The 26,801-nt window shown below is 38.7% G+C and carries 30 protein-coding genes; 22 read left to right on the top strand and 8 right to left on the bottom strand.

What is annotated here, in order from left to right:
• Positions 1 to 16: 16 nt before the first annotated feature.
• A complete protein-coding gene (locus CSC79_RS02535; protein ID WP_099293655.1) occupies positions 17 to 766 on the top strand; it encodes an electron transfer flavoprotein subunit beta/FixA family protein in 750 nt (249 codons plus the stop codon).
• Positions 767 to 1,693 carry an FAD-binding protein gene (locus CSC79_RS02540; protein ID WP_099293657.1) on the top strand — a complete coding sequence of 309 codons (927 nt, stop codon included), beginning with the start codon at positions 767 to 769 and terminating at the stop codon, positions 1,691 to 1,693.
• Positions 1,694 to 1,757: 64 nt separating this feature from the next.
• On the opposite strand, the gene CSC79_RS02545 is transcribed toward CSC79_RS02540, so the two are convergent.
• Both CSC79_RS02545 and asnS read right to left on the bottom strand, forming a co-directional pair.
• On the bottom strand, positions 1,758 to 2,672 hold the full coding sequence (locus CSC79_RS02545; RefSeq protein ID WP_099293659.1) for a substrate-binding domain-containing protein: 915 nt from the start codon (positions 2,670 to 2,672) through the stop codon (positions 1,758 to 1,760).
• Between the two features lie 126 nt (positions 2,673 to 2,798).
• Positions 2,799 to 4,196: an asparagine--tRNA ligase gene (gene asnS, locus CSC79_RS02550; protein ID WP_099293662.1), complete on the bottom strand. Its 1,398-nt coding sequence runs from the start codon at positions 4,194 to 4,196 to the stop codon at positions 2,799 to 2,801.
• A 283-nt stretch (positions 4,197 to 4,479) separates the two neighbouring features.
• On the opposite strand from asnS, the gene CSC79_RS02555 reads away from it, so the two are divergent.
• Positions 4,480 to 4,914, top strand: coding sequence for an AAA family ATPase (locus CSC79_RS02555; RefSeq protein WP_099293666.1), 435 nt, complete (start codon positions 4,480 to 4,482; stop codon positions 4,912 to 4,914).
• A 24-nt stretch (positions 4,915 to 4,938) separates the two neighbouring features.
• Here CSC79_RS02555 and bioA read toward each other — a convergent pair whose 3' ends face one another.
• Complete coding sequence (bioA, locus tag CSC79_RS02560) at positions 4,939 to 6,228, bottom strand: adenosylmethionine--8-amino-7-oxononanoate transaminase (RefSeq protein ID WP_099293670.1); 1,290 nt, start codon at positions 6,226 to 6,228, stop codon at positions 4,939 to 4,941.
• Between the two features lie 97 nt (positions 6,229 to 6,325).
• On the opposite strand from bioA, the gene bioB reads away from it, so the two are divergent.
• The 4 genes from bioB to bioD are packed head-to-tail and all read left to right on the top strand — an operon-like array spanning position 6,326 to position 10,059.
• Positions 6,326 to 7,366 carry a biotin synthase BioB gene (gene bioB, locus CSC79_RS02565; RefSeq protein WP_099293674.1) on the top strand — a complete coding sequence of 347 codons (1,041 nt, stop codon included), beginning with the start codon at positions 6,326 to 6,328 and terminating at the stop codon, positions 7,364 to 7,366.
• 14 nt (positions 7,367 to 7,380) lie between these two features.
• Positions 7,381 to 8,535: an 8-amino-7-oxononanoate synthase gene (locus tag CSC79_RS02570; protein WP_099293676.1), complete on the top strand. Its 1,155-nt coding sequence runs from the start codon at positions 7,381 to 7,383 to the stop codon at positions 8,533 to 8,535.
• A complete protein-coding gene (locus tag CSC79_RS02575; protein ID WP_099293678.1) occupies positions 8,532 to 9,365 on the top strand; it encodes a methyltransferase domain-containing protein in 834 nt (277 codons plus the stop codon). Before CSC79_RS02570 ends, CSC79_RS02575 begins: the two co-directional genes overlap by 4 nt.
• A gap of 10 nt (positions 9,366 to 9,375) precedes the next feature.
• Positions 9,376 to 10,059 (top strand): dethiobiotin synthase, encoded by a 684-nt coding sequence (gene bioD, locus CSC79_RS02580; protein WP_099293680.1) that lies wholly within the window; start codon positions 9,376 to 9,378, stop codon positions 10,057 to 10,059.
• Positions 10,060 to 10,115: 56 nt separating this feature from the next.
• Here the strand turns inward: bioD and CSC79_RS02585 are convergent, their stop codons facing one another.
• The gene (locus tag CSC79_RS02585) at positions 10,116 to 11,639 is read right to left on the bottom strand and encodes a Calx-beta domain-containing protein (protein ID WP_099294353.1); all 1,524 of its coding nucleotides are present in this window, start codon (positions 11,637 to 11,639) and stop codon (positions 10,116 to 10,118) included.
• 358 nt (positions 11,640 to 11,997) lie between these two features.
• Between CSC79_RS02585 and htpX the strand changes: the two genes are divergently transcribed.
• On the top strand, positions 11,998 to 12,861 hold the full coding sequence (gene htpX / locus CSC79_RS02590) for a protease HtpX (protein ID WP_099293682.1): 864 nt from the start codon (positions 11,998 to 12,000) through the stop codon (positions 12,859 to 12,861).
• A 70-nt stretch (positions 12,862 to 12,931) separates the two neighbouring features.
• Here htpX and gloA read toward each other — a convergent pair whose 3' ends face one another.
• Positions 12,932 to 13,459, bottom strand: coding sequence for a lactoylglutathione lyase (gloA, locus tag CSC79_RS02595; protein WP_099293684.1), 528 nt, complete (start codon positions 13,457 to 13,459; stop codon positions 12,932 to 12,934).
• 378 nt (positions 13,460 to 13,837) lie between these two features.
• Between gloA and CSC79_RS02600 the strand changes: the two genes are divergently transcribed.
• The 14 genes from CSC79_RS02600 (at position 13,838) to CSC79_RS02665 (ending at position 22,654) form a co-directional block, all read left to right on the top strand.
• The gene (locus CSC79_RS02600) at positions 13,838 to 14,056 is read left to right on the top strand and encodes a hypothetical protein (protein WP_099293687.1); all 219 of its coding nucleotides are present in this window, start codon (positions 13,838 to 13,840) and stop codon (positions 14,054 to 14,056) included.
• A gap of 136 nt (positions 14,057 to 14,192) precedes the next feature.
• A complete protein-coding gene (locus CSC79_RS02605; RefSeq protein WP_099293690.1) occupies positions 14,193 to 14,864 on the top strand; it encodes a hypothetical protein in 672 nt (223 codons plus the stop codon).
• A 106-nt stretch (positions 14,865 to 14,970) separates the two neighbouring features.
• Positions 14,971 to 15,258, top strand: a complete 288-nt coding sequence (locus CSC79_RS02610; protein ID WP_099293692.1) for a hypothetical protein — start codon at positions 14,971 to 14,973, stop codon at positions 15,256 to 15,258.
• Between the two features lie 122 nt (positions 15,259 to 15,380).
• A complete protein-coding gene (locus tag CSC79_RS02615) occupies positions 15,381 to 15,890 on the top strand; it encodes a demethoxyubiquinone hydroxylase family protein (protein WP_099293694.1) in 510 nt (169 codons plus the stop codon).
• 157 nt (positions 15,891 to 16,047) lie between these two features.
• Positions 16,048 to 16,512: a DUF4262 domain-containing protein gene (locus CSC79_RS02620; protein ID WP_099293698.1), complete on the top strand. Its 465-nt coding sequence runs from the start codon at positions 16,048 to 16,050 to the stop codon at positions 16,510 to 16,512.
• Positions 16,513 to 16,614: 102 nt separating this feature from the next.
• The gene (locus CSC79_RS02625) at positions 16,615 to 16,959 is read left to right on the top strand and encodes a hypothetical protein (protein WP_099293701.1); all 345 of its coding nucleotides are present in this window, start codon (positions 16,615 to 16,617) and stop codon (positions 16,957 to 16,959) included.
• A 111-nt stretch (positions 16,960 to 17,070) separates the two neighbouring features.
• Positions 17,071 to 17,556: a hypothetical protein gene (locus CSC79_RS02630; protein ID WP_099293703.1), complete on the top strand. Its 486-nt coding sequence runs from the start codon at positions 17,071 to 17,073 to the stop codon at positions 17,554 to 17,556.
• Between the two features lie 115 nt (positions 17,557 to 17,671).
• Complete coding sequence (locus CSC79_RS02635; protein WP_143483815.1) at positions 17,672 to 18,439, top strand: hypothetical protein; 768 nt, start codon at positions 17,672 to 17,674, stop codon at positions 18,437 to 18,439.
• Positions 18,440 to 18,554: 115 nt separating this feature from the next.
• Entirely contained in the window at positions 18,555 to 18,884 is a 330-nt protein-coding gene (locus CSC79_RS02640; protein WP_099293707.1) for a YggL family protein, read from the top strand.
• Between the two features lie 175 nt (positions 18,885 to 19,059).
• The gene (locus tag CSC79_RS02645) at positions 19,060 to 19,293 is read left to right on the top strand and encodes a hypothetical protein (RefSeq protein WP_099293709.1); all 234 of its coding nucleotides are present in this window, start codon (positions 19,060 to 19,062) and stop codon (positions 19,291 to 19,293) included.
• Positions 19,294 to 19,545: 252 nt separating this feature from the next.
• The gene (locus tag CSC79_RS02650; protein WP_099293711.1) at positions 19,546 to 20,013 is read left to right on the top strand and encodes a GNAT family N-acetyltransferase; all 468 of its coding nucleotides are present in this window, start codon (positions 19,546 to 19,548) and stop codon (positions 20,011 to 20,013) included.
• A 115-nt stretch (positions 20,014 to 20,128) separates the two neighbouring features.
• Positions 20,129 to 20,323: a hypothetical protein gene (locus CSC79_RS02655; RefSeq protein WP_099293713.1), complete on the top strand. Its 195-nt coding sequence runs from the start codon at positions 20,129 to 20,131 to the stop codon at positions 20,321 to 20,323.
• Between the two features lie 164 nt (positions 20,324 to 20,487).
• A complete protein-coding gene (locus CSC79_RS02660) occupies positions 20,488 to 20,682 on the top strand; it encodes a hypothetical protein (RefSeq protein WP_143483816.1) in 195 nt (64 codons plus the stop codon).
• Between the two features lie 262 nt (positions 20,683 to 20,944).
• Complete coding sequence (locus CSC79_RS02665; protein WP_099293717.1) at positions 20,945 to 22,654, top strand: amidohydrolase; 1,710 nt, start codon at positions 20,945 to 20,947, stop codon at positions 22,652 to 22,654.
• 85 nt (positions 22,655 to 22,739) lie between these two features.
• Here the strand turns inward: CSC79_RS02665 and CSC79_RS02670 are convergent, their stop codons facing one another.
• The 3 genes from CSC79_RS02670 to CSC79_RS02680 form a co-directional block, all read right to left on the bottom strand.
• Positions 22,740 to 23,930: an acetyl-CoA C-acyltransferase family protein gene (locus CSC79_RS02670; protein WP_099293719.1), complete on the bottom strand. Its 1,191-nt coding sequence runs from the start codon at positions 23,928 to 23,930 to the stop codon at positions 22,740 to 22,742.
• Positions 23,931 to 24,158: 228 nt separating this feature from the next.
• Complete coding sequence (locus CSC79_RS02675) at positions 24,159 to 25,616, bottom strand: aerolysin family beta-barrel pore-forming toxin (protein ID WP_099293721.1); 1,458 nt, start codon at positions 25,614 to 25,616, stop codon at positions 24,159 to 24,161.
• A 182-nt stretch (positions 25,617 to 25,798) separates the two neighbouring features.
• Entirely contained in the window at positions 25,799 to 26,680 is an 882-nt protein-coding gene (locus CSC79_RS02680; protein ID WP_099293723.1) for a LysR family transcriptional regulator, read from the bottom strand.
• Between the last annotated feature and the right edge of the window lie 121 nt (positions 26,681 to 26,801).

A 26,801-nucleotide genomic window follows, 5' to 3' on the forward strand; every position in this document is an offset into this window, starting at 1 on the left:
TAATCAGGGAGTTCCTATGAAAGTTCTCGTTCCAATAAAAAGAGTCATCGATTACAACGTAAAAGCACGCGTTAAATCTGATAACAGTGACGTTGATCTTACCAATGTAAAAATGGCGATGAATCCATTTTGTGAAATAGCTATTGAAGAAGCTATTCGTTTAAAAGAAGCGGGCACTGCGACCGAAGTTGTTGCGGTGACGATTGGTGCAAAGGCTTCGCAAGAGCAGCTTCGTACAGCACTTGCGCTTGGCGCTGATAAAGCCATTCATATCGAAACAGAAGAAAAACTTGAATCGCTTCATGTTGCTAAATTGCTGGCTAAAATCGTAGAGCAAGAATCACCTGAACTTGTTATTTTAGGTAAACAGTCAATCGATTCAGACAATAACCAAACAGGTCAAATGCTAGCTGCACTAACAAACCGTGGGCAAGGTACGTTTGCATCTAAAGTTGATGTGGACAGCGGTACCGTAAAAGTAACGCGTGAAGTGGATGGTGGTTTACAAACAGTAGAATTAAAATTACCTGCTATTGTAACGACGGATTTACGTTTGAATGAACCGCGTTATGCTTCGTTGCCAAATATTATGAAAGCAAAACGTAAGCCATTGGAAGTTATTGCAGCAGACAGCTTAGGCGTTGATTTAGCACCCCGTATACAGTTGGTATCTGTGAATGAGCCAGCAAAGCGCACTGGTGGTATTGTTGTTGAAGATGTTGCCCAATTAGTTGAAAAACTAAAAACAGAAGCAAAGGTGATTTAAATGAAAACATTAGTAATAGCAGATCATGATAATGGCCAACTCAAGCCAGAAACATCTAAAACTATTAATGCTGCGGTTAAATTAGGTTTTGCTGTTGATGTACTTGTTCAAGGTGCCGATATTAGCGGTATGGCAAATGATGTTGCTCTCATGGACGGGGTTAGCAATGTGTTAGTTGCAGATGATGCAGCATACGCCCACCAACTAGCAGAAAACACGGCCGATTTAGTGTTGTCGTTGGCATCTGATTATTCCCATATAGTCGCAAGTGCAACGACCACAGGTAAGAACTTTATGCCGCGTGTGGCAGCATTATTAGATGTTGCACAAGTTTCTGAAATCATTGATGTAGTGGATGCCGAAACTTTTAAGCGTCCAATCTATGCGGGTAACGCGATTGCGACAGTAAAATCATTAGACACCAAAAAAGTGATTACAGTGCGCGCTAGTAGCTTTGATTTACAAAATGAGCAAACGGCAGCACCTATAACCACCATTAGCTCAAGCCTAGAAAATGCATTAAGTAGTTTTGTCAGTGTTGAGCAAACAGAATCTGAACGCCCTGAGTTAACCGCCGCTGAGGTGGTTATATCTGGTGGTCGTGGTATGCAAAATGGTGAAAATTTTGCTCTGCTAAATGGTATTGCCGACAAGCTTGGTGCAGCAATTGGCGCTTCACGTGCGGCAGTAGATGCCGGGTTTGTACCCAATGATATGCAAGTAGGGCAGACGGGTAAAATTGTTGCGCCTAACTTATATATTGCTGTGGGTATTAGCGGTGCAATACAGCACTTAGCCGGTATGAAAGACTCTAAAGTGATCGTTGCAATTAACAAAGACCCTGATGCACCAATTTTCCAAGTTGCTGACTATGGTTTAGTTGCAGATTTATTTGATGTACTACCAGAGCTTGAATCAGCACTGTAAATTATAAACGATTCTGGTTGTTAAAAGCTGTTGTTCCTTAGGTTCGCAGCTTTTTTTAATGCCATCAATTAACCATGACATAATGTAACTCAGACAGTTTCTTTTTGACGGTTTCGGCCTCGAGAAATCGCAATAGTTGTTTTCCCTTCTTCATTGATTTATCCGACTGAGTGTTAATAATAATTACCAGCGGCCTTACAAAGCTGTACTCCCCACTTTTAATGGTTTCAAAACTAGGCTGGACACCATCAATAGATAACACCCTAATTTTATTTATTCTTTTTAACTCTGAAAATTGTGAAACAGCGCCAAAAGAGTCATAGGCAATAGCAGTTGGAATACGCTGTACAATACCGAGTGCTTGATTAAATTCATTGTATAGAAGTACATCATTTTTAGAAAATAGCCCTCTGTTACCTTCTTTTTTAAGTTTTATTGAATCAGATTGCGGTGATTTCATGTAATCGAGTGATAAGAACTCTAAAAATACGTCAAATGTGCCGTGTTGAACTCCTTTGCTAAATAAATCAATTTGGTTGTCTTTTCTAGATTTTTTTTCCTCAAAGCTTGCCAGCTGTGACCACTGATTAATTTGACCAGAATAGATCGCTGTTAGTTGGTCAACAGAAAGATTGGATATTTCATTATCGGTATTAGCAAAAAATACTAAAGCATCTTGGGCAAGTACAAATTGTTTAAGGTGGGGCCATTTCTCTTGTTCGAGTTTTGTCATGTAGCGTGATGATGCGCCAATATCTACAAGGTTTTGTGCAATAGCAGTAATGCCTTTATCACTCCCCATGCCACGCAGCTGCATAACTGTTTTGTTTTGTTGATTAAAATCCTCTTGGACAAGTCCGAGCATTTGAGTGACAGACGTAGAGCCTGCGACTAATAATGTCTCTAAAGTGGGTTTTTCTTGGGCGTTAATGACTGGTGCGCACAATAAAACTATAAATAATATCAGTTGTTTAAACATAGAAATCGTTTTGTAGAATATTTTTAATAAGTATAGTTCAAACTCTCTAGAACAATAAATAGGAACAAAAAAACCAACCCTAGGGTTGGTTTTTATTACTAAATATACTAATTAATTGGTATATATTTAGTATGTAGCGCTGCCTTTTGTACGTGGGAAGGCAATAACATCACGTACATTACCCATGCCTGTTACGTAAGCAACTAGGCGTTCAAAACCTAAGCCAAAACCAGAATGTGGTACTGAACCATATTTACGTAGGTCGCGGTACCAGCTGTAGTCTTCTTTGTTTAAGCCCATTTCTTCTAAACGCGCATCAAGAACGTCAAGGCGCTCTTCACGTTGTGAACCACCAATGATTTCACCAATACCTGGTGCAACTACGTCCATTGCAGCAACGGTTTTGCCGTCTTCATTTTGGCGCATGTAAAATGCTTTAATATCACGTGGGTAGTTTTTAATTACTACTGGTGCTTTAAAGTGTTCTTCTGCAAGGTATCGCTCATGCTCAGACTGTAAATCTACACCCCATTCAACTGTGTATTCAAACTTTTTGCCACATGCTTTTAGTATTTCAACAGCGTCAGTGTAATCAACTTGAGCAAAGTCTTTTTCTACAAATTCTTCTAACCGCGAGATAGCTGTTTTCTCTACACGTTGTGCAAAAAATTCCATGTCATCACGGCGCTCTTCAAGTACGGCTTTGAATACATACTTCAACATGTTCTCAGCCAATTTTGCGATGTCTTCAAGATCTGCAAACGCAACCTCAGGTTCAACCATCCAAAATTCAGCAAGGTGGCGAGAGGTATTTGAGTTCTCTGCACGGAAAGTCGGGCCAAAGGTGTAAATTTTTGACATAGCAGAGGCGTATGTTTCACCATTTAACTGGCCAGATACAGTAAGAAACGCTTCTTTACCAAAGAAGTCTTCACTGTAATCAACGTCGCCTTTATCTGTGCGTGGTAAGTTTTGCATATCTAGCGTAGATACACGGAACATCTCACCGGCACCTTCACAGTCACTTGCAGTGATGATCGGTGTGCTGATCCAATAATAACCCTGCTCGTGATAAAAACGATGAATCGCTTGCGCTAAGCAGTTACGAACACGTGTTACTGCACCAATAATGTTTGTACGAGGGCGAAGGTGCGCATGTTCGCGTAAGTATTCAATACTGTGACGCTTAGCTGCCATAGGATACGAGTCTGGATTTTCTACCCAGCCTAATACTTCAACCTTATTCGCTTGGATTTCGAATGACTGGCCTTTGCCTTCAGATTTAACCAAAACACCTGTTACTGATACAGAGCAGCTAGCTGTTAAACGCGTTACTTCTTCATAATTGGTCAGTGAATTAGGCACTACCGCTTGAATTGCGTCAAAACATGAACCGTCATGAACGGCTAAAAATGAAATTCCTGCTTTTGAATCGCGGCGAGTACGGATCCAGCCTTTTACTGTTACTTGGCTGTCTACCGCAACCTTGCCTTTTAATAGCTCTGAAATCGCTAAGTGGCTCATCTTCACTCCAATGATATAAGTTGCCTACATTAATAAATGTGTGCATTGTTGCACTTGAACCCCGTATCTTACCTTTGAACGGAAAATAAAAAAACATGTGCATGCAACTCTTTGCAATTTCTTTATAGTTTTTTTATACAATTACGGCTTTTATTAATAAAGCGCGTGAATAATAAACACCGATTTAAATAAATCTGCCTTAAGTGTGCGATAAATCCCGCTTTTATGGCATTATAGGTTTAACTTTGTATTTTTAACTAATTAACTAACAATTACAGGTTCCATGAAACAAGTCTTTATTTTACGCGGCCTGCCAGGCTCAGGTAAGTCATACTACGCACAAACGCTTGCTGACGAACTCGTCACAGGTGATCAAAGCCAATACTTGATTTGCTCAACGGATGACTACTTTTATGACGAGCAAGGTGAATATAAGTTTGATAAATTTAAGCTATCGCAGTTTCATAACTTAAATCTAGCTCGCTTCATCAATGCTTTATCACAATCAATCCCTTTGGTAATCGTTGATAACACCAATATTAAAAAGTGGGAATTTATTGCTTATAGTCAAGCAGCGTTAGCACTTGGCTACCAAGTAAAAGAAGTGATTGTTGGTGAAGTCAAAGATAAATCAATGCAACACTTATATGCCAAACGTAATAGTCACAAAGTGCCGTTAAAGATGATCAGTAAAATGGCTTACATGTTTGAATGGTAAAATCAAACATGTAAGCAGCGCTTTTTAATACTGGTTATTAGCAATTGCCTTGTATATGGCATCACAGAGTATTTTGATATCCTCAGCTGTGCTTATGTACGGTGGCATTAAATAGATTAATTTGCCAAAAGGGCGTATCCAAACATTTTGGCTGATGAAATACGCTTGAATTTTCGCAACGTCAACCTCACAAGCCAGCTCAACCACACCAATACCACCCAGTATTCTTACATCTTTTACCTGTTCAAGCTCCGCACATTTATTTAATGATGCCAATGATTGATTAAGTTGTGTAATTTGAACCGACCAGTTTTGTTTTAATAACACATCAATACTTGCAAATGCCACAGCGCAGGCTAGAGGGTTACCCATAAATGTAGGGCCATGCATTAGCACACCAGCTTCACCTTCACTGATACCAATAGCAATTTTGTCTGTGGTTAGTGTGGCTGATAACGTCATTGTACCGCCGGTGAGTGCCTTACCGATGCACATGATGTCGGGCTCAATATCACTGTGTTCAACGGCAAACATTTTACCTGTTCTACCAAAACCTGTGGCTATTTCGTCGCAAATAAGTAAAACATTGTACTCATCACATAACCGTCTAACGGTCTTTAAGTAGTCAGGGTGGTAAAAGTTCATACCTCCGGCATTTTGAACAATTGGCTCAATGATAAATGCGGCCACCTGTTTATGGTGCAGTTTAAAATAGTGTTCAAGTTGTTCGGCTTCGTTGGTATCAAACCGCTCGCCAAACTGACTGACAGGAGCAGGAACGAATACATGTTCAGGTAAAAAACCACTGTACAAGGAATGCATTGAATTAACGGGGTCGCAAACACTCATGGCTGCAAATGTATCACCATGATAGCCCTTTAATGGCGTCATTAATTTTTGTTTCGTGGTGATACCTTGGCTTAACCAATATTGCAGTGCCATTTTTATTGCCACTTCAACAGAGACCGAACCGCTGTCTGCTAAAAATACTTTTTGTAAGCTTTCAGGGGTGATAGCCACAAGTTTTTTGCATAACTCGATTGCAGGCTGGTGGGTAATGCCACCAAACATAATATGGCTCATTGTGTCTATTTGTTGATGCATAGCAGCTTTTAATGCAGGGTGGCCATAACCATGAATAGCACTCCACCACGAGGCCATGCCATCAATCAAACATTCACCCGTCGCTAAGTAAATTTTATTACCTTGGGTATGCGTAACAGGGTAGACCTCAAGCGGCTGTGTCATTGATGTGTAAGGGTGCCAAATGTGTTGACGATCAAAATCGAGGTCGATTGTGTGTTTTTTAATCATTAGTAAACTTTAATCTGCTGCGTTTCGTTGACAATGTTACGCCAAGTCTTAGACTAAACCAATATCCACCGTCATTAAAAAATAAAAAGAGAGAGTTATGGAGTTTGCAGCCGTTCGTCACGATTGGACACACAAAGAAGTGAAAGCATTATTTGAAATGCCGTTCAACGATTTACTATTCAAAGCCGCCTCTGTTCACCGTGAAAACTTTAATCCCAACGAAGTGCAAATTTCTACGTTACTATCTATCAAAACCGGTGCTTGTCCAGAAGATTGTAAATACTGCCCACAGTCTGGCCACTATAAAACAGACTTAGAGCGTGAACGTTTATTAGAAGTTGAAAAAGTCGTTGAGCAAGCACGTGCTGCGAAAGAAAAAGGCGCAACCCGTTTTTGCATGGGCGCTGCATGGTCAGATCCCAAAGATCGTGACATGCCTTACATTTCACAAATGGTAAAAGAAGTAAAAGAGCTAGGTTTAGAAACTTGCATGACACTTGGTATGTTAGATAACGATAAAGCACACGCACTGCGCGACGCTGGGCTTGATTACTATAACCATAACCTTGATACATCGCCTGAGTATTACGAGCAAATTATTTCAACACGCACATACCAAGACCGCCTAGACACCATTGGCAATGTGCGTGATGCCGGCATGAAAGTATGCTCTGGTGGCATTGTGGGCATGGGTGAAGAAGCATCTGACAGGTTTGGTTTACTGATGGGGCTTGCAAACTTGCCACAGCAACCAGAGAGTGTACCAATCAACATGTTGGTTAAAGTTAAAGGTACGCCCCTTGAAAATGTGGATGATTTAGACCATTTTGATTTCATTCGTACTATTGCAACAGCGCGTATTATGATGCCTAAAAGTTACGTTCGCTTATCTGCAGGCCGTAATGCTATGAACGAACAAATGCAATCAATGTGCTTTTTTGCCGGTGCTAACTCTATATTTTACGGTGATAAATTGCTTACAACCGAAAACCCTGAGGCTGATGCGGATATGAACCTGATTAAAAAATTAGGTATGAACCCTGAAAAGCATCAAGATTACTCAGACGAAGCCGTCGCCGCATCTTTGTCATCTAAAGTAGCCGATAAAGCGACCTCTGAACTGTTTTACCCTGCATAACGCAGCGCACAACTATGCAATTTGACTATATACACACCCATTTGGATGCGCGCGAGCAAAGCGCACTAAAACGCAAGCGCCATATTGTTAACCCAATCAGCGCACGGGAAATTGAGGTAGAGAATAAACGCTACCTCAACTTCGCGAGTAATGATTACTTAGGCTTTGGTGACGAGGTCATCGCGTGCCATGCAACGCGTACACTAGGGAGTCACAGTTCAGCGTTAGTCACAGGTTACCAACTAGCCCAGCAGCAGTTAGAGCATTATTTGTGTGCTGAATTTGGTTATGAAAATGCGATGCTGTTTAACTCGGGTTTTAGTGCCAATAGCAGCGTAATTAAAGCGTTGTTTCAAGATAAAGCCATTGCTCAACACAGTGCTGTTTTTCAAGATAAGTTAAATCACGCCAGCTTAATCGATGGCGCATTGCATGCAAACGCGGCAATGGTGCGCTTTAACCATAATGACATGAATCATTTACGATCTCGCCTTGAGAAGTCCAACGCCAAGCATAAATTAATTATCAGCGAAGGGGTATTTTCGATGGATGGCGATCAAGCCCCATTGAACGAATTGATCTGTTTAGCTAAACAGCACAATGCGTGGCTGATGATTGATGATGCACATGGGTTTGGCGCTTTAGGTGATACTGGTCTAGGTAGTTGTGAACCCTTGATTGCAGCGGGTAATCTCCCTGAAGTTTTAGTGATCACATTTGGTAAAGCCGTAGCAAGCAGTGGCGCGTGTGTATTAGGCACAGATGCGTTTATCGATTATATGGTACAGTTTAACCGCGATTACACTTACTCAACAGCCATGTCGCCTTTAAATGCATCGCATACTTTAGCGCGTATCAAAACGCTTCGAGATGCAAATGAGAAACGAGCGACATTAAAAGCAAATATTGCGTTATTTAAACGCTTAGCCAATGAGCACCGTATTGCGTTAATGGATTCTAACACCGCCATTCAACCTATTGTTTTAGGATGTGCCCAGCAAACATTAGCCGCATGTGAGCACCTTAAACAGCAAGGTATATGGTTAAGCGCGATCCGCCCGCCAACCGTGCAGCATAACACCTCGCGTTTACGCGTTACGTTAACCGCCGCACATACACAGCAAGACATTCAGACTCTTATAACGTGTTTACAAAAGGCCATTGCATGATAAGTTCACTCGCCGCTGTTGCTGATAAACCAAGTTACGCCCAAGCAAAGTGCTTATCTAGCAATAGTTTAAAACACACGACACAACGTAAGTTTTCAACAGCTGCAAACAGTTATGCAGCGCACGCTAATGTACAAAAGCAAGCAGCCAATGACTTGTTTAAATTAATGACGGCATCTGACAACGCTAAAAAAGACTACTGCATTGATTTAGGGGCAGGCCCTTTAGTCAATACACATGCTTTGCAAGAGTTGTGTCGTCATGTTTTGGCGATAGATCTAAGCCATACTATGCTCAAAAGTAGCAATGTGGATGCGCCGCGTATTTGCGCAGATATGGATAACTTACCGTTACAAGAAAACAGTGTTGACGTAGTGTTTAGTAATTTTGCTGTACAATGGTCAGCTAATTTTGAAACATTAATGCACGCATTGTATAAAACGTTAAAACCAGGGGGAAGGGCGTATATAAGCGCAGTGGTTGAAGGCTCTTTGCATGAAATAAAAACGGCGTTTTCGGTGCTTGATTCACACAGCCGAATAAACCGCTTTCAAACTCAGAGCAATATAAACCAATCGGTCATAAATGCGGGGTTTATAGTCAATAGTGCCACAAAGGTGATTTACACCGACCAATTTACAAACCCTCTCAGCGCTATACATTCAATAAAAGCCATTGGCGCGACGTCACAAAACCATTCAACCCAACGCGCTGGTTTACTAACTAAATCGGCTTTAAAAAAAGTGTGTGCCGCGTACCCATTGATAAACAACCAAGCCCATGTATCTTATCATGTGGTATTGTTATCATTAGAAAAAGTAAAAACATAAAGGCAAGGTTATGAACGAATTTTTTATTACGGGTACTGATACTGATGCCGGTAAAACCCATATAACCAGTTTGCTGTTAAAGTTGCTCGCCCAACATAAAAAACGCGCTATTGGCTTTAAACCCATAGCTTCTGGCTGTGAAATGGCGTTTGACCAACTGGTTAATGCGGATGCCTTAATGCTAATGGAAAGCGCAACAGTGAGCGCTAAATACGACATAGTTAATCCGTTTTCCTTTAAACCTGCCATCGCACCGCATATCGCTGCACAAAAAGCAGGGGTAAACTTAAATGTTGAAAAGCTGTCTTTGGCTTATCAAAACATTAAAAGCCAAGACGCTGACTACCTGTTAACAGAAGGGGCTGGTGGCTGGGCATTACCGATTAATGAAAATCAATATTTATATGATTGGGTGAGTGCAGAGCAACTACCCGTTATCTTGGTTGTAGGCATGAAACTAGGCTGCATTAATCACGCGTTATTAACCACAGCACATATGCAAAGTATGGGTGTTAATTGCATTGGCTGGATAGCCAATCAAGTTGATGCCACAATGGATGAATACCAAGCAAACCTAGATTCACTCAAGGCGCGCTTACCCATGCCACTGCTTGCAATAAGCCCTTATACTGAGCAAACACCTAAACTACAAATTTATAAAACCCTGCTCGAAGTCTTATCAATTAATAACTAAAAGTTAGTCATCAAAAAAGCCAGCAATGCTGGCTTTTCAATCATAATATTAACTCACTAATTACATTCAGATTGTATTGGTTTAGTCGTTACTCTGACAACAAAATCATTGTAGTCGTGGTCGTTTTGATCTTCCCAATACTGTTTATTCCAGAACATTTTAAATGCGGCTTTTAGTTTGCTCGCATTACCATTAACCGCTAACACATAGCTGATTGAGTCACTTGCTTTAACATCGTAATAGCCATCTGTGCCATGTTCATCAAGTAGTTTTATATATTGACCATTTACTTTTATACCCCAATCATTGTTATTTGAAGAGCTCTCAGAAACGAATGAGTAATTAATGCGAGTATAGTTTTCTGGTACACATTGCGTGTCATCATTTAAAATATACGCAGGTGCTGTTGCTGAACCTACAGAATTACTTTGTGCAGTTGCGTTGAGTGTAAATGCTTTATCCTCGCTGTAATCATTATTATCAATAGTTGCAATATTGATAACGTAGGATGTTTCCCCTGCAGGCACGGTTACTACCTGATTGATAAATCTATAATCGTTAGTATTTGCCGTACCTTGTGTCGTTGATACAAAAATTTCTACGTCTTGTTCAAATACGTTACTCAACTGCAGTTCATAGCTTAAAGTATCACCTTCAGTCACTGAGTCTGAAATAGCTGAAAGAGTGATTGTTGGAATATCAGATACACTACAAATAGGCGCTGAGTAACATGTCGTCGACTCGTTAAAGTTAGCCGCTAAATCGTTAATGCGAACAGGGAAATCTGCAACATGACATGTATTACCGGTGCTTGTATTCACTTTGTAAAGCTGCGACTTATTTGAATGCCCAAGATCTGTAAGGCTAGTACGGCTCAGTAATATATCACCCTGTTGATTAAGAGCAGCACCTGTTACGGAAGATAAATTATGGTCAGCTAGTTTAGTCGCTCTGAGTGAATCTATATCGACTGTATAAAGTGAAGAGCTTGTCACTAACACTAACTCAGAGTTTTTAAAAACCATATCACCGCGCCAAATCCCTGAATCGCTATCTAATCCTGAAATTTCACCAAGCAACGAAGTTTCAGCTGTCTCTGGTGATATTGTGTAAAGTTTATTTTTATATGAACCCAACAAACGATTATTTGTTTCATCATAAGTTAAACGATACATATTTTTAGTGCGACCCACTTCAACATGTTCGTTAGTGTTTAAATCGACATAGGCTAATTTAATGTATTTAAATTTGCTGCCACTGATAGGTAACGATTTCAACTGCGTACTATTAAAATCTAAATGCGCCACATCGACCTTATAATCAATTGGGCGTGGCGCAGATATATAATAGAGGCGGTTTGACTCTTTAACATGAGCAAGTGCGGATGAACTAAACTTGGCACGTGAATGAGCTTCAGCTGATTGTGTATATTCATCAAGCTTAAAGACAATGCCTGTATCGCCACGGCCTGCATTGATACCGTATAACTGACCATCACATTGATTGGCGTGAGCAAGTTGAAGAGATGAAAGTAGCGCTGTTGATGTTATTGCTAGTAATGATAAAGGAAATTTCTTCATGATTGATGTTAACCCCGTTAAGTTGAACACTTTTATAAACATTAAAGTCAATTTATCAAGACTAATCTTTTTGCAGTATCAGAAGTTACTTAAATGTTATGTGAATTTAAGTAACTAATTATTTACTCCTTCTTTTATTTTAATACCTGCTTGGAAATTATATGTATTTAACTAAAAAACTAAATACAGATAATTTTATCAATGGTCTATCTAGTAGGATAGAGTGCTTGCTTTATGACATAGTTTGTCACAGAATAGCGCTAACGTTATGACATAATCTGTCACAACGCAGTTTTGCTATGTCCGATCAGCATACGCCTAGTCGCTGAGCAATAGTTGTTATTTTTGGAGAATATGTATGAAACGTGTATTTTTATTTTTATTAACTAACCTCGCGGTGATGTTGGTATTAGGTGTTGTGCTTTCAATAATAATGAGTGCGCTGGGCCTGAGCCATCGTAGCCTGGGTGGCATTTTATTAATTGCAACTGTATTTGGTTTTGGTGGTTCGTTTATTTCGTTGTATATGTCGAAATGGATGGCAAAAAAATCAACAGGGGCAAAGGTTATTGAGCAGCCTCGCAACGAAACAGAGCAGTGGTTATTAAACACCGTTGCGCAGCAAGCACAAAAAGCCGGTATAAAAATGCCTGAAGTCGCTATTTACGACAGCCCAGAAATGAACGCCTTTGCAACTGGCCCAAGTAAAAATAATTCGCTGGTGGCGGTGAGTACGGGTTTATTACATAACATGAGTCAAGATCAAGCTGAAGCAGTACTTGCACACGAAGTATCGCATGTGGCTAATGGCGACATGGTAACACTTACGCTTATTCAAGGTGTGGTGAATACCTTTGTTATTTTTGCCGCAAAAGTGTTAGCGGGCATTGTAGATAATTTTATCAATAGCGATGAAGAAGAGGGCGGTAGTAGCTGGACTTACTTCCTATTCGATATGTTGTTCCAAGTATTATTTGGTGTATTAGCCAGCATAATTGTTGCGCATTATAGCCGTAAACGTGAATTTGCAGCCGATAATGGCGCAGCTCATTTGGTGGGGGCAGACAAAATGCGATCAGCCCTTGAGCGTTTAAAGCAAAACCACCCATCGCAATTAGAAGGCTCAATGATGGCCTTTGGTATTGCCAGTGGTAAAGGCATGGCTGAGTTGTTTTCATCTCACCCGCCGCTTGATGCACGTATAGACGCACTACGTCGCTAAAAATCAAGTTTTTCACAGTACTTGTAAACAAAAAGCCTGCATTTGCAGGCTTTTTTATGTTTAATGGTTTTTATTGCGATTGAATAATGTCTGTAATGCCCTCTGGCGAAAGTATTTCAATCCAGTAACCGTCAGGGTCTTTAATAAAGGCAAGGCCTTTCATTGAACCACCATCTGGTTTTTTTACAAACTCAACATCGTATTTAGCAAAGCGCTCACAGGCAGCGTATACATCGGGCACGCTAATACCAATATGGCCAAACCCTTTTGGTTCTTCATTACCACTGTGATAACCGGTAAAGCTGTCGTCGTTTTCAGTGCCCCAGTTATGGGTAAGCTCAATCAACGCAGGGCGACCAAACACCCACTGTGTTTTTTCTTTATCATCGCCTTTTGGCATATCTTGCTCATAGCCTAAAAAGTACAAGGTAAATTCCATACCATGAAAGTCGTACTTACCTAACAGCTTCATGCCCAATACGTTTTCATAAAATGCCAGCGACGGTTTGGGATCTTTAATACGCAACATAGTTTGCTGCATCACATAGCCCTCTGTGGCCTGTGCAATTTGCTCTGGAGATTCGTTAAAGCTAGACATGAGATAATCCTTAAAAAATAACTTTAAAACCTTAATGGATATAAAAAAGGCAGGGTGTACGCTTATCATAATAAACAGCAGCAAAAATTAAAACCACCGAGCTAAATTACCAGCCAGTTAGTTGGATATTTAATAAGCGAAAATGGCATAATTAGCGATACTGTTGATTTACACAGTGCTTGATATTTTGTCCAATAACATTATTAAAAGTCGTTTTGGTGTATTTTAACAACGGGTGTTTTAAAGCCTACGTAATTACTTGTTTACATTAAAGTTATTTAGTGGAATTATTAACATATGTAATATACGCCGTTTTGGGGTGTTATAACCCCCCAAAGTGGTATTCAATAAGCTGTTATATGTACTCATAAGGTTGTGATGAAGCAATATTCTGTCGTAAAAATCACTGAGCTGAACACTGTATTTAAAGCTCATGAGAATAGTTTTGGTTCAAGATCTCCGCGAGTCGGAGATATCGCAACTATTTTAGATGTTTACGAAGATGCCTACGATTTAGAGTGCAGTGATAGTGACGGAGTAACTATTTGGCTCGAGATGTTTAATACATCCGATGCAACTTTTGAGCTAATAGAGTAAATAAACTTTAGTGGCACTGTACATATAACAAGCCACTCAAGCAGGACAAATAACAGTTGGTTTTTGCTCCTTCGTCGCTTATTTTAACCAACTATTATTTGCCTCTTAGTGGGGCGTTAGCTTCCATTGGAGTTTTATGAAAACAATTGGTGTAATCACTACCCTCATTTATATTATTTTTATATCTTGGCTAATCGGAGATAGGTTTTCCCAATTAAACACTATGCCCTTAAATGAAATAGGTGATTTTTGTGCTGGCGCTTTTGGTCCTATTACGTTTTTCTGGCTAATTCTTGGTTTTATCATGCAAACACAAGAATTAAAACAAAGTTCTGCTGCACTAAAGCTTCAAGCGGATGAACTAAAAAATTCTGTAGAGCAACAAAAAGAGATGGTTCGATTATCTAGCTCAAAATTTGATCGTGAGTTGGAAATAGAGAAATTAAAAGAAAAAGAAAGAGTATTAGCGGCACAACCAATCTTTGATTTGGTTAGTGCGAACTCTTTTTCAAATGTCGGCGGTGTAGTCAAACACGGCTTCAAGTTAATGAATTCAGGCTCAAGAGTTACCGATGTGAGTATTTCAGTACCATCAAAATATAGAGTGACCCAATCACAATATAATATCTGGGATTATAAAGTGAGCAATTCTTTGGAACTAGCGTTTAGCAATACAAATCAAACTGAAGAACTTATCTTAACTTTTAGTTATATGGATGGGCATCGCAATAAACGAACTGAAAAATATAATATGACAGTAGAATGTGTTGGTACAAACAAGGTGACCTTTTCTAAGAAAGAAAGCTAACAAGCTAATTAACAAGGACAAAAAACAGTTTGCTGTTTTCGTTCCTCAAAATTTTAGCAAACAATTTTTTGCCTGTTATTAGGGCGTTATGAAACTAAGGAAAGTGATGCAATCTGAGAGTCAATCTTCAGAATTACGCCAATTGATTAAAGATGCTCGGTGGGCTATTTGGCTTTTCGTTACTGTTAATTTTTTCGTGTTAGTTTTCTTTCTTCTTGACGGCATATTTAACGAATTCGTATTTGTCTTATTGTTCATTCAATCAGCGCTTTTAATTTTTTGGCTATTACCTGTGTTTTGCTATCAAGTCTTTATCAAAAAGTTACGTGTTAAATTAGCTATGTATAAGGCATTGGCGTCGTACAAAGAAGCAATAGGTCACGTTTCGTGGTAGCGTTACATAACAAGCTAATAAACAAGGACAAAAAACAGTTTGCTGTTTTCGTTCCTCAACATTTTAGCAAACAATTTTTTGCCCATTATTAGGGCGTTACATGTCATTATCAGTATCACAATATGATCGAAGTTGAGCGAATTCTTAGAGTGGACCATGCAGGTGAATTTGGGGCGATTAATATATATCGATCTCAATTGTTTGTTGCGCGCTATTTATACAAAGATATCGTTCCTAAACTTGAAGAGATGCTGGGCCATGAAAAACAGCACTTTAATACATTTGATCGCATCCTTAAAAGTCGGAATATTAGACACTGTTACGCGCTGTATTTCTGGGCGTTTGGCGGAGCAACTCTAGGTTTCTTAACTGCTCTAGCAGGTAGGAATGCAATTTGGGTTTGTACCGATTCAATTGAATCTACTGTATTGCATCATTTGGATTGGCAATTGGACTTCTTATCCAAGAATGACGCAGAGGTTCATGAGGCAGTCATGAGCATTAAAACTGATGAAGAAGAGCACCAAGAATTTGGTCAATCTCACGGCTCTAGGTCATTTATTTATAAGCCAATATTTTGGGTGGTTAGAAAATCAACCGAGTTTGCAATTTGGCTTAGTACTAAGTTATAAGCATGTAACAAGGCAATGAAAGATCGCCGGCAAATACACGCCGGCTGGACGCCCAACACTCCGGTTGCTTTGTGTTGTCGCTGCGCTCCAAAATAACACAAAGCAGCCTACGTATTGGCCGCCCTTTATTGCAGCGTTATATTTTACGGAGAGTTCGGTGGACGAAAAGGATCAAAAAGCACTCGATGACATTGAAGAGTTTGGTTGTCATGTGATTAATGTCATGGAAGGCGAAGAAGAACCTTCATTTACATATTCTATTGGCATCAATCAAAAACAAGACAAAGCAGATCTAATTGTCGTAGGTTTAAAATCTGAGTTAGCTCACTCTATTGTTAATAACTACAAAGATAGAATGCTTGCTGGTGAATCCTTTGAAACCGGAAAGTTTTACTCAGATTTCCTAGGAAACTTCGATGTTTGTTTTATTGAAGTGGATAAGTCTCACTATAAAGAATATCTTGGTTGGGGTTTATGGTTAAACAATGGAGATGACTTTAAAATGCTTCAATTAGTTTGGCCTACTACAGATGGTATTTGGCCTTGGGACGCAGATAAATCTGAATATTACAGTTGGGCGCAACCAATTCTCAATCACAGTGGTGTGTTAAGTAAAATATAACAATCGCATTAAGACGGGACTGCTAACAGTTGGCTCAGTTTCGCTCCGCTACACATTTTAGCCAACAATTATCAGCCCCTTATGCGGGCGTTAGGTTTCTCCATGAATTTAGATGAACTGATTCATCATTATTCAAACTTAGATATTGAATTGATCTCAGTGAAATTGGTTGAGATTTTGAATGAATGGAAAGCCGATAATTCAAACGTTCATGATTTAGAGATACTAATAGAAAAGTATTTTGGGAATATTTGGCTCCCGACAAACGATATTCATGACAGATGCTATCAGCAATGGAGTAAATTTAGGTTAAGTGCAATCGGCCAAATAAATGGAATGACAATGAACGAGAGGTTATATTGGTTCAGCCTCTTCGAGCGTTTTGATAACTGTAAAACGGAGAATCAGAAACAGGATGTTTATTCAAAATTATACGCTAAAACCTAACAAGGCATTTAAGTCGGACAAAATACAGTTGGTTTTTTGCTCGTGCCTCGCTAATTTTAACCAACTACATTTTGCCGCTTAATGTGGCGTTATGCTGCTAGGAGTCTTAGTGTGAACAATGACATTTCAAATGTACAAGTTTATAAAGAAGAAATTGCAGATTTAGTTAGTGCGCATGATAAAGGTGATTATTTAAGAGTTTTATTACTATCGCCCCAATTACTTATTTTGATCTTAAATAAAATAGCAAACGAAGCTGATGAACTATTTAGTTCTATGTGGGAAAAAAATATCACGGATGACGACAAAGAAGTTTATAAAATTGTAGGTAGATTAGAGCGTGAACAAAATGATAAAACGTATATAGCTAATTGCCTAGTGAACTATTATGAAAATCACTATTGGGGCAAAGATAAGTCAAAAAAAGAATTCGTTAAATACTTTACAAAGCTTGAAGATTTAATTTCGTTACGTAATGAATTTGCTCATGAGTACTATGCTAGTAAAGCTTCTAATAGACGAGTTAAAAACTGTTCTAAAGGAGCTCTAGATTTAGTTTTTTTGTTTGCTAATCATGAATACTTAAACGCAGCATAACAAACGCATCAAAAATGACGTCAAACGCTTGGCTGACGCTCATTCTTCGCTAATTTTAGCCAAGCATTATCCGCATTTTATGCGGGCGTTAGCTTTTACATGGAGTATCACTCAATTGAGAACACTAGCATTACTTTCTGTACTTGTATTATCTGCTTGTAATACAACAAATAATCCACCTGATCCGAGGGCTGTCGAAACCAATTTATCACCGGTTAAATCAATAACAGTCGAACTCGCAGAAAAGCGTGGTGCTGAACTTTTTGCTAAAGATACATACGCGGCAAAGGCCACGGACTTACTTTTACAAAAAGATCTTTTAAATGCCTCAAGTGGTGTTTTAGGCTGGATTACAGAAATAAAAAATGACAGGCCAATTACATACTTTATAGGTGGCACTTCGAATGAATACAAAATTGTTTTTGAAGTTCAATATAAGGATGGGGAAACGCCTGAATTAGTAAAATCATCAGCCATATCAAAAGAGTTATCAGATAAATTTACGGTTAGAGAGTTATCTTTACAGTCAATTCAGGCACCTTGCAGCCGTAACTACAACACTATTGTCATCGAAAACTCCGATGACTATATTGTTTACGCTTTAGCTTCAACAACAGAAAATAATAAGATTGTTGTTGGTGGCCATTATAGGTTTACATATTCAAAGGTTAATTCCTCGCTAATAAGTAAAGAACGCTTATCAAATTCTTGCCTCGTCTTAAATAACTCTGAAGGTTCAATACCATTTGCTACGCATATTTTAACGGAAACACCGCTAGAAATTCATGCATACTTAGGGAAATTACATGGTGAGTTTTATGTCAGTACAAAAAGTGGCTTATATAAAGCCAAGAACGGAAAATTAGAGTTGCTTAAAAAGTAAAAGCTAACAAGCACTTCAAACGGAACAAAAACAGTTGGTTAGGTTCCGCTTCGCTTCACATTTTAACCAACAATTTTTGTCCGCTTAAGTGGGCGTTATATGCCTAAGGAAAATCATGCGCAGTGTCAAAAGTCGTAGATTACGTAAAAAGTTATATTTAGATGAGTTTGCTGTTTTAGGCTTTGAGGTATCATGTTCAATTGCCGTTAAAAGCTCAGAAGAATTTGATTTGTTTTTAGATCAGTTAGTCTCTTTTGTTGAAGGCCATGAACTAATGATGGGTGGTGGAAACGTAAAAGAATTTAGTGCTTTTATTTGTTCTGAGCATCGTTATATTTCAGCTACGAATGAAGATAGAGATAATATAGGCGCTTGGCTTAATAATAATGAATCAGTAAATAATGTAGCAATTGGTGAATTAGTAGACGCAAACTACGGCATATAACAAGTGACTACAGTGTCAAATCCTAATTTTAGAATCAAAGGGATCCAACTCTTGACTTTAGACATCAAGTTTATATACCAGCCCCATGATCGCTTTTAAAATGCTGGTGGCTCACTAGCTAATTAATCTCTAAGTTAAATTAAGGAAAAGAAAGTTTTTATGAAAGGCATTAATTATGAAAGACATTAAATGTATTTGGTTTTGGTTTACGCTAGTTGTGTGCCCATTGTTGATTATTTTAGGTGTAACTACCGTTGCACAGTTATTAGGGCAATACATGTATTCTGAGCAATTTAGTTTTTCGTCGCTGTCTAGCTTTCAAATTGCATTTATTGGTGGTGGTGTTTGTGCTTTTTCTGTATTTTTAAGCACGTTAAAAGAGGTAAAAATACGCTTTTTTGCAAAATGAGGGGTTAATAGAAAAAAGGGGATCTTGTACCACTGCAAATAAGCCACTTAAACACTTGTCATACCTTCCAAAACGCCAATTCAAACAACAGCAAACCCTCTTTTTTATATTTTATGTAAATCGAAGTAACCGATTGAACCAAAATAGCAACTCGGCTATGGTTAATGCATCAATTAATATAAATTTAAAACGAGTTAATCTACAGGTTTGTTATATGCAATTCAGATTTATGAGTATTATTCAAAGGTTCGTATGGAAAATTTAGTTGTCATTAGGGAAGCGAAAAAAAGTGATCACCCATTTATTTTTGAACTTTCGCCTCATTTAGCTGAAGTTGCTCAGCTAGATTGGCATAGTGACGAAGCTATTCAAAAAATGCAAAATGATTACATTTCTAAAATGCTTCAAGAAACAGCGAAACCAAACGTCACCTTTATCGCTGAGATCAATAATATTTCATTGGGTTTTATTCATGTACGAACACATGTGGATGGAATTTCAGGTGAAACTTGTGGAACTATACCGCTTCTTGCCGTATCACCAAAATCGCAAGGTTTGGGCTTAGGTAAACGTTTAATTGAACAGGGTGAAAAGTGGGCTAAAAACTTAGGCTGTAGGTTGTTACATCTAGAGGTCTTTGCAAATAATAAGAAAGCGGATAGCTTTTATCAAAATATAGGTTTTAAGCCTGAAACTGTTCATATGATAAAACCAATATAGAGTAATTTGCATATAATAAGTTGCTAACACGTAATAAAAACCATTATTTTACGCTTAACAATGCCTTAGTTAGCTTTAAAAATGCTGGGCTCAATTCACACTCGGGAGTTATAAAATGTCATCAGATAAAAAAGACAAAACTAAATCAAATAAAGTTGGTGCTGGCATAGCGCTTGGTGTTGGTGTCGGCTTAGCTATTGGCGCTTCAATGGGTAATATTGGTGTAGGGTTGGCAGTTGGAATAGCGTTAGGTATTGCTTTTGGGGTTAGTATGCAAAAAAAAGAAGACTCTAAAAAAGATGACAAATAGATATCATGTTCAAGCTAATTAATAAGAGCGTTAGGTTTTGAAGGAAGATTATGGACATGAAATTTATTTAGATATTGTTACTATTTTTAAGTTTTAATGCACTTGCAAATAGTGACGCTAAGCCTATTAAACTGATTCAGAATAGGCTGGATTTCGTCGAGCAAATGGCTTTCGCAAGCAATTCAGATATAAAAGGCTTAGAAAAAGCAGCCAAAGATAATGCACTCACTTTGATTCTATTTGCTTTCTTTTGTACATGGTGGGCTAAATCAATCGGTAGAAGTGCATTAGGCTGGTTCCAGTATTTCAGTAATCGCTTTTTGTGCTTGGCAGGGTCGGGCAAACATCAGTTACTTTAAGAGCTATTCGCATAGAGTTTAATTTATCTAATATTACTTTAACTACATAGAGCGGGTATTTCTGTGCGTGAGATTTAAGTTTTACAACGATATTTACTTATTTAAGGCTGAAACTTGTTTTATATAGTCATGAGAAGCTCCAGAGCAGATTAGTAAATTATGTGACACAATTTCAATATATTAATTATGGGTGTCACTTTATGTTTTTGTTTAAAACATCATGTGCTAAATTTAATACAGCTATATTTACAGGGAAGATAAAATGACAAAGCGATTACGTTTTTTATTACCATCAGTATTATTTTGTTTTGGAACAAGCGCGCTAGCAGCTGATCCGGTTATATATTACGGCGGAGATATTCTCACTATGGAAGGAGAAAAGCCGCATTATGAGGAAGCTTTAGTTGAGTCAGAAGGGCGGATTGTTTACCTTGGTAGCTTAGCGAAAGCCAGAGAAAAGTTTGACAATCTACAAAACAAAGACCTTCAAGGGAAAACACTTTTACCCGGTTTTTTGGATGCCCATAGCCATATGTACAATACGGGTTTAATTGCGCAATTGGCAAATTTATTACCTCCTCCCGATGGCCCCGGTGCAAATTTTAATAGTTTAGTGACAACAACCAAAAAGTGGATGGAGTCTGCTGAAGGGAAGTTCATTATCGGAAAATTTGGTTGGGTGTTAGCGAATGGGTATGACGATTCGCAGCTTAGCGAAAAACAACATCCAACTAAAGATGTTCTAGATAAAATTTCGTCTAAATACCCAGTGCTTATAATGCATCAATCGGGTCATCTAGCAAGTGTCAATTCAAAAGCTCTAGAAGTAGGTGGCTACACAAAGGATACTAAAGACCCTAAAGGCGGTGTAATTAGACGTTTGGCAGATAATAGTCCTAATGGCGTGCTTGAAGAAGCCGCTTTCTTTAATCTATTACTGCCTATTGTTGCCACTAAATCCGATGCTGAAGTACAACAGAGGTCCATTGAGCTTGCTCAGGTGGAGTATGCTAAAAATGGATATTTAACTGCTCAAGATGGCCGCACCACAGCGGATGCGACTTCGGCATTAGAAAGAGCAGCTCGTGATAAATCGCTATTCATTGATGTTGTTTCATACCCTGACATCGTCTGGAATAAGTCAGCTGTTAAGCCCGAATTTTATAAATCAGATCGCAGTTATGTTAATCGATACCGAATAGGGGGGGTTAAATTAACTTTAGATGGCTCGCCACAAGGAAAAACAGCTTGGTTATCATCACATTATCATACGCCACCGGAGGGTAAACCGCTGGACTATAAAGGTTATCCTATCATGAGTGATGAGATAGCGATTAAACATATAAACACTGCGTTTAAAAACAAATGGCAGATTATTGCTCACACCAATGGTGATGCTGCGATTGATCAATATATTAAAGCTATTAAAGTGGCTAAAAAAAGTTATGGGTATGTTGATCACCGTAGCGTGATGATTCACGGCCAGACTTTACGTAAAGATCAAATCCCGGATTTGGTCGATTTAGGGATCCTCCCATCGTTGTTTCCTATGCACACTTTTTACTGGGGTGATTGGCATGTAGAGTCTGTTTTGGGGCACCCAAGGGCAGATTATATTTCGCCATCACGAGATGTAGTTGAAGCAGGCTTAACGGTTACTTCTCACCATGATGCTCCTGTGACATTTCCAAACTCAATGCGAGTGCTCGATGCAACGGTTAATCGTATTACGCGATCGGGTAAAGTATTGGGGCCTGATCAACGTTTAACGCCTTATGAAGGATTAAAAACATTAACGCAATGGGCTGCTATTCAATATTTTGAAGAAACGAGTAAAGGTACGCTCGCTGAAGGGAAGCTGGCGGATTTCGTCATTTTAAGTAACAACCCTTTAAAAGTGGATCCACTGACTATTAAGGATATAAAAATAGTACAAAGCATTAAAGAAGGACATGTTGTATATTCAAATTGATATTCCCAAACTATACGACGGCTTTGGTTGCCGTCGTATGTAATACAGGCCTTATTTTGGTCAATCTACTATGAACATTGCAAGTTCAAAGTGCTTCAAAAATAGCCGCAATGCCCTGGCCGCCGCCAATGCACATAGTCACTAATCCATATTTACCGTTAGTTCGCTTAAGTTCATAAAGGCATTTTGTGGATAAGATAGCCCCTGTTGCTCCTACAGGGTGACCAAGTGCAATTGCGCCGCCATTCGGGTTTACCTTATGTGCAGGAAAGTGTAACTCATTAGCAACACACAGTGCTTGTACTGCAAATGCCTCGTTAGACTCAATCACATCTATATCATCAAGAGCTAAACCCGTTTTTTCAAAAACCTGCTTTACTGCAGGAATAGGGCCGATACCCATTAAAGTAGGATCAACGCCGGCTCTGGCATAACCCACTAAACGAGCGAGCGGTTTTAAGCCTTGCTCATTGACCTTTTGCTCTGACATAAGTACCAACATGGCTGCACCATCGTTTATACCTGATGAACTTGCTGCGGTAACAGTGCCACCTTTTTTAAAGTAGGGTTTTAAAGTTGCAAGCTTATCGGCTGTGGTATCGGCGCGGACATGTTCGTCGGTATCAAAAATGTGCGTCCCTTTACGCGACTTGATTTCTATTGGTACAATCTGCTGTTTAAAGTGGCCTGCACTAATGGCATTAGCTGCTTTATGATGGCTTTTTGCTGCGTACTCGTCTTGTTGCTGACGACTAATTGAATATTTTTCTGCGATGTTTTCAGCAGTTATCCCCATTGGGTTATTATCCCATGGGTCTTGTAAGGTTATGGTGAGCTCATCAACCATTGTACTATTACCCATTTTTTGCCCCCAGCGGTTACTTTCGAGGGTATAGGCAGATCTACTCATGCTTTCAGCTCCGCCAGCAAGGGCTGCATCAACGTCACCTAATTGTATTTGTTGTGCGGCTTGTATGATTGCTTCAAGCCCTGAACCACATAAGCGATTAAGAGTTACAGCGTGGCTGCTTATAGGTAACCCAGCATCTAGTCCAATGACCCTTGATAGGTAAGCGTCTTTAGGGCCGTTATGAATAACTTTGCCTACCACACACGAACCGACTTGTTCAGGGGTAAGCTTAGACCGAGTTAGGGCTTCTTTTGCGCACAGTGTGCCAAGCTCCGCGGGGCTAAAGTCTTTAAGACTACCACCAAAGCTGCCAATGGCAGTTCGTACCGCACTTAATATTACAACGCTGTTTTTATTTTGTGTCATTGTTGTTCTCTTATTATGTTTATAACCACGTTATGCTGACATCTGTCTAATAGACTAAAAAGTTATTTCTAGTAATGCATCAAAGCATAATATTTAAATCAACTAAAGGTGATGCTAGTTCAGCTTTTTGTTTTATCTTATAACATGATGAGTAAAGGAGGAGGTAGGCTATGAAACTTTGTGTTTTATTTTTGACAAAGGGCTCTCATAATAAGAGCCCACGGTGATTTATAAATCAATCATTTCTATATTAACAACTACATTTTTAAAACCAGCATCTTCAAATTCTTTTTTCAATTTCTCAGCACTTGAGTACTCACTAGTTGAAACACTCCGTTTACTTCTTTGGTTAGTGACAAGAGGGGTTTCATCACCAAAATAAACGCTACCAGCAAATTGGCTTTGTGCATAAAAGTGGCCTGTTAGGGTTGTTTTTTTAGGCTTTAAAACATGGCTTAAATAGTATTGCATTGTTGATAAGCTTGTTTGTTCTATCATCCAAGGCCAATCCCATTTTTTATTCTCACCTGGTATATAGCGGTGTTCCCATTGATACTCAATGCTTTTATCCTGACCTGCCCAACGGCCAATTACAAAATTAGCTGTGTCGTTAGGTCTGTTTTCTGGGTGGCTTAATAAAGCATTGCCTCCCCAACGCATAAAGCCATTTATTGCAAGATCGTAGGTAATATCAGCATCGAATGAATAAGGGTACGATATTGATGATTTAAACAAATCGACCTTTGCATTAAGCCTTGTAAATGCTGGTACATTGGTTCTTGCCTGTACAACAACACGTTCAGCTTCTGAGCCACCATTACTTGTCCCCCACGCTTGCTCTGCTGCTATGGTAACCGATAACGAAGTGTCTGATCCGCCAGTAACAGAAGGGGACTTCCATGTATTGGATAAGGTAACTGACTCAGAAATACTGTAGTCATTTGTTTTAGACCAATTAGTAGCTGCATCGTATTCAATGGTAACGACTGACATTTGAGCTGCTGACGTGTCATTCACTGCAGGGACTGTTAACGTTTTAATTAGTTCTTTGTCGGCGGCAACAACATCACCTGTTATTTTATATGACTCGTTATCCATGACATATTCAAAATTAGATACAGTAATGGCTGATTTTTCATCACATCGATAACCCTCACAGCTGCCCCCATTGTAACCTTGTATTTTCCATCCAGAGCCCGCTTTAGATACCTCCATGTCATCACCCACATAATCTGAACGATTTCCTCCAACCCACGCAAAACCCATTGTGTGAGCAAGGTATGAAAGGGGTTTTATAAAATTCTCTTTTTGGTTTACTAAGTCCCATTCAATTTGGCTTTGACTGCCAGGCGCTACTTTTACTGGGCTTAATTTAGGGATCTCACTAATAGGATCGTTAGGGTAGCACCAAGAATTTGCAGCAGACCCTTGTTTTATTTCACCTGCGTAGCCAGAGCCCATAATAACCCAGCCATCAGCTAATCCCGTTATTTGCCACTTACCCATTTTGTTAGTAAGTTCGTCTCTGTAGGTTTGCGCTTCAGCCTTTGTAATTAGTCTATTATCAGCTGAGCAAACTCCAGCACCTAAGCTTTCATTTTTAAGTTGATCTGGATAAATGGCAGTTGTATTAGCACTTATAATACTTGTGTGTGACAACAGCAAGAGGGGTATTATTTTTTTCATAATTTATATCCTTTAAAATCATATTTAAATTAGGCCCAAGTTAAATGATCTAACCTTGGACCGATTTTGATTCTAAAGAACTGGCTAATTTTTTATAGAGACTTAAATGAAAGTTGATCTTTCAAAAATATTAGTTGCATAAGCATTACAAAACTAAAATAAAATCATAATTGGAGAGGTGTCTACATTTTGACCCCTTTGAGGGAGTATTCTAAAAAATCGATTAGATAGCGTGTACTTTTTGGAATTAATTTATCAGGCCATATCAGGTTTACATCTCGCTTAATGGGTTTAAATTGCGTTAATACTTCAACCAAGCTTTCGTCTTTTATATGCGGTAGTAAACAATATTTTGGGCCATAATAAACACCTCTGCCTTCAATAGCAGCTAAGGCACACATTTCTATATCGTTAGAAATAAAATTGGGTTGAGGTTTAAAAATTACCTTTTCATTTTTGTTTGCTTTAAACGACCAGTTTTCGAATGGCGAGCACGATATGTGGGGGAGTTTAGCTAAATCGTCAAAATTACTTGGTATGCCATATTGCTCAATTAAACTCGATGAGCAAGCTAAAACAAAGCTCATTTGGTTTATGACTTTACATATATTTTGAGAGCTATCTAGTTTTCCAATTCTGATTGCTAAATCAAACTCGGTGGCTTTTAAATCAAGCCGTTCATCCGATAGCATCATGTGAATCTTAATATTTGGATAAAGTAGTGTGAATTGATTTATAACGCCAGAAAAGTAGGCACTTTTTATAAAGTTTTGTGGCGCTATTAGTTTAATTTTACTTATTTTATTTTCACTAAAGTTTTTAAAGTTACATAGAGTACTTTGTAAACCTTCTACATGGGTTAGGCAGTGGCTATAAAAACTCTTACCAGGCTCTGTTAATCGCAAACTGCCTTTTTCACGATAAAACAGCGCTAACGATAATTCTTCTTCAAGCTTTTTAATTTTTCTTTGTAAAGTGGGTAAAGGAATATTTAACTTTACTGATGCTTCATTAAACGTTTTGTAATGATTTACTCTTATAAAAAGCGCGATAATATCAAGCAAGGTAAATCTCCTGTGTAAATTTGAGATATATATTTTATTTGGTACTTAAGTCTTACATACTGTTGTAAAAACTAATTATTTGCTTAAAGTACTCATTAGTCCTATTTATGGCAACAAAAAT

The organism is Pseudoalteromonas sp. 3D05, from assembly GCF_002723455.1.
Lineage (GTDB): Bacteria > Pseudomonadota > Gammaproteobacteria > Enterobacterales > Alteromonadaceae > Pseudoalteromonas.

Bases quoted from the DNA above. Each gene is read 5' to 3' on its own strand.
- CSC79_RS02535 (WP_099293655.1), top strand. From the start codon at position 17: ATGAAAGTTCTCGTTCCAATAAAAAGAGTCATCGATTACAACGTAAAA.
- CSC79_RS02540 (WP_099293657.1), top strand. From the start codon at position 767: ATGAAAACATTAGTAATAGCAGATCATGATAATGGCCAACTCAAGCCA.
- CSC79_RS02545 (WP_099293659.1), bottom strand. From the start codon at position 2,672: ATGTTTAAACAACTGATATTATTTATAGTTTTATTGTGCGCACCAGTC.
- asnS (WP_099293662.1), bottom strand. From the start codon at position 4,196: ATGAGCCACTTAGCGATTTCAGAGCTATTAAAAGGCAAGGTTGCGGTA.
- CSC79_RS02555 (WP_099293666.1), top strand. From the start codon at position 4,480: ATGAAACAAGTCTTTATTTTACGCGGCCTGCCAGGCTCAGGTAAGTCA.
- bioA (WP_099293670.1), bottom strand. From the start codon at position 6,228: ATGATTAAAAAACACACAATCGACCTCGATTTTGATCGTCAACACATT.
- bioB (WP_099293674.1), top strand. From the start codon at position 6,326: ATGGAGTTTGCAGCCGTTCGTCACGATTGGACACACAAAGAAGTGAAA.
- CSC79_RS02570 (WP_099293676.1), top strand. From the start codon at position 7,381: ATGCAATTTGACTATATACACACCCATTTGGATGCGCGCGAGCAAAGC.
- CSC79_RS02575 (WP_099293678.1), top strand. From the start codon at position 8,532: ATGATAAGTTCACTCGCCGCTGTTGCTGATAAACCAAGTTACGCCCAA.
- bioD (WP_099293680.1), top strand. From the start codon at position 9,376: ATGAACGAATTTTTTATTACGGGTACTGATACTGATGCCGGTAAAACC.
- CSC79_RS02585 (WP_099294353.1), bottom strand. From the start codon at position 11,639: ATGAAGAAATTTCCTTTATCATTACTAGCAATAACATCAACAGCGCTA.
- htpX (WP_099293682.1), top strand. From the start codon at position 11,998: ATGAAACGTGTATTTTTATTTTTATTAACTAACCTCGCGGTGATGTTG.
- gloA (WP_099293684.1), bottom strand. From the start codon at position 13,459: ATGTCTAGCTTTAACGAATCTCCAGAGCAAATTGCACAGGCCACAGAG.
- CSC79_RS02600 (WP_099293687.1), top strand. From the start codon at position 13,838: ATGAAGCAATATTCTGTCGTAAAAATCACTGAGCTGAACACTGTATTT.
- CSC79_RS02605 (WP_099293690.1), top strand. From the start codon at position 14,193: ATGAAAACAATTGGTGTAATCACTACCCTCATTTATATTATTTTTATA.
- CSC79_RS02610 (WP_099293692.1), top strand. From the start codon at position 14,971: ATGCAATCTGAGAGTCAATCTTCAGAATTACGCCAATTGATTAAAGAT.
- CSC79_RS02615 (WP_099293694.1), top strand. From the start codon at position 15,381: ATGATCGAAGTTGAGCGAATTCTTAGAGTGGACCATGCAGGTGAATTT.
- CSC79_RS02625 (WP_099293701.1), top strand. From the start codon at position 16,615: ATGAATTTAGATGAACTGATTCATCATTATTCAAACTTAGATATTGAA.
- CSC79_RS02640 (WP_099293707.1), top strand. From the start codon at position 18,555: ATGCGCAGTGTCAAAAGTCGTAGATTACGTAAAAAGTTATATTTAGAT.
- CSC79_RS02645 (WP_099293709.1), top strand. From the start codon at position 19,060: ATGAAAGACATTAAATGTATTTGGTTTTGGTTTACGCTAGTTGTGTGC.
- CSC79_RS02650 (WP_099293711.1), top strand. From the start codon at position 19,546: ATGGAAAATTTAGTTGTCATTAGGGAAGCGAAAAAAAGTGATCACCCA.
- CSC79_RS02655 (WP_099293713.1), top strand. From the start codon at position 20,129: ATGTCATCAGATAAAAAAGACAAAACTAAATCAAATAAAGTTGGTGCT.
- CSC79_RS02660 (WP_143483816.1), top strand. From the start codon at position 20,488: ATGGCTTTCGCAAGCAATTCAGATATAAAAGGCTTAGAAAAAGCAGCC.
- CSC79_RS02665 (WP_099293717.1), top strand. From the start codon at position 20,945: ATGACAAAGCGATTACGTTTTTTATTACCATCAGTATTATTTTGTTTT.
- CSC79_RS02670 (WP_099293719.1), bottom strand. From the start codon at position 23,930: ATGACACAAAATAAAAACAGCGTTGTAATATTAAGTGCGGTACGAACT.
- CSC79_RS02675 (WP_099293721.1), bottom strand. From the start codon at position 25,616: ATGAAAAAAATAATACCCCTCTTGCTGTTGTCACACACAAGTATTATA.